This window comes from Methylorubrum podarium (genome assembly GCF_022179745.1).
GTDB lineage: Bacteria > Pseudomonadota > Alphaproteobacteria > Rhizobiales > Beijerinckiaceae > Methylobacterium > Methylobacterium podarium.
Genome location: NZ_BPRD01000601.1, coordinates 1 through 1,830, shown reverse-complemented (window position 1 = coordinate 1,830; position 1,830 = coordinate 1). Strand labels below are relative to the sequence as shown.

1 protein-coding gene is annotated in these 1,830 nt (G+C 73.2%); it reads left to right on the top strand.

Annotated elements, in window-relative coordinates:
- Positions 1–1,830, top strand: a 1,830-nt coding sequence (mdoH, locus tag MFF42_RS24375) for a glucans biosynthesis glucosyltransferase MdoH (protein WP_238258458.1), incomplete at both ends; no start/stop codon positions are given.

Here is a 1,830-nt window from a genome sequence, read left to right as displayed (position 1 = left end):
GAACTTTTCCTGGATCGCCCTGGCCTTCACCGCCGCGCTCCTCGGCTTCGCGGCGCTGCTGCGGCGGGACAGGCCGGCGCCGCTCCCGGCGCACCTCGCCACCCGCACCGCCATCGTCATGCCGGTCTACAACGAGGGCAGCGCCCGGGTCTTCGCCGGGCTCCAGGCGATGCACGAGGCGGTCGAGGCGACCGGCCTCGGACGCCATTTCGACTGGTTCGTCCTGTCCGACTCGACCCAGGCCGACGCCTGGGTCGCCGAGGAGCGCGCCTTCCTCGCCCTGCGCGCGGAACTCGGGCCCGCGGCGCGCCTCTACTACCGCCACCGGGAGAAGAACCATCACCGCAAGGCCGGCAACATCGCCGACTTCGTCACCGGCTGGGGCGGGTCCTACGACCACATGCTGGTGCTCGACGCCGACAGCTTGCTCACCGGCGACTGCATCGTGCGGCTCACCGCCGCGATGGAGGCCGACCCGCAGGCCGGCATCATCCAGAGCCTGCCGCTGATCATCAACCGCAACACGCTGTTCGCCCGGCTCCAGCAATTCGCCGCGCGCATCTACGGCCCCGTCATCGCCACCGGGCTCTCGGTCTGGTCGGGCCGCGACGGCAATTACTGGGGCCACAACGCGATCATCCGGATGGAGGCCTTCGCCGAGGCCGCGGGCCTGCCGGACCTCAAGGGCCGCCCGCCCTTCGGCGGCCACATCCTCAGCCACGACTTCGTCGAGGCGGCGCTGATCCGCCGCGCCGGCTGGGGCGTGACCATGCTGCCGCGGCTGGAGGGCTCCTACGAGGAGAGCCCGCCCTCGCTGATCGATCTCGCCGTGCGCGACCGGCGCTGGGCGCAGGGCAACCTCCAGCACGCCCGCGTCATCGGCGCGGCCGGCCTCGCACCCGCCTCGCGCCAGCACTTCGCCACGGGCATCGCCGGCTACGTCGCCTCGCCGCTCTGGCTCGCCCAGCTCGTGATCGGCATCGTCATCGTGCTGCAGACCGCCTGGGTGCGCCCGGAATACTTCTCCGCCGAGTTCGGCCTCTACCCGGTCTGGCCGCGCTTCGACCCGGTGCGCGCGCTCCAGCTCTTCGCGCTCACCATGGGCATCCTGCTCGCCCCGAAATTCTTAGGGTTGATCCTGGCGCTCCTGGACGGCGGGACCCGGCGGGCGAGCGGCGGCGCGGGGCGGCTGACCCTGTCCTTCCTGATCGAGATCCTGCTCTCGGCGCTGATCGCGCCGATCGCGATGCTGATCCAGTCGGGCTCGGTGTTCCAGATCCTGGCCGGGCGCGACACCGGCTGGAACCCGCAGCGCCGCGACGACGGCTCGATCCCCTTCGCGGACATCGTGCGCCGCCACCGCTGGCACACCGGCCTCGGCGTGGTCACGGGCGTGGCGGCGTTCGCCATCGCCACCTCCCTGTTCCTGTGGATGTCGCCGACGATCCTCGGCCTCGTCCTGGCGATCCCGCTCTCCTGGGCGAGCGGCCAGCTGGCGCTCGGCCTCGCCCTGAAGGCCCGCGGCCTGCTGGTGACGCCGGAGGAGCAGGCCCCGCCGGCCATCGCGCTGCGCGCCGGCGAGCTCGCCCGCCGCAACGCGGCCCGCGGCTTCGACGACGCGGACGCGCTCGCCGCCCTCCACGCCGACGCGTCCCTTGCCCGCGCCCACGCCGCGATGCTGCCCGAGGGCCGTCCCCGGCCGCGCGGAACCATCGACGCGGACCACACGCTCGCCCGCGCCAAGATCGTGGAGGCGGAGACCGTGGCCGAGGCGCAGGCCTGGCTCACCCCGAAGGAGCGCTTCGCCCTGCTCCACGACCGCGCCGGGCT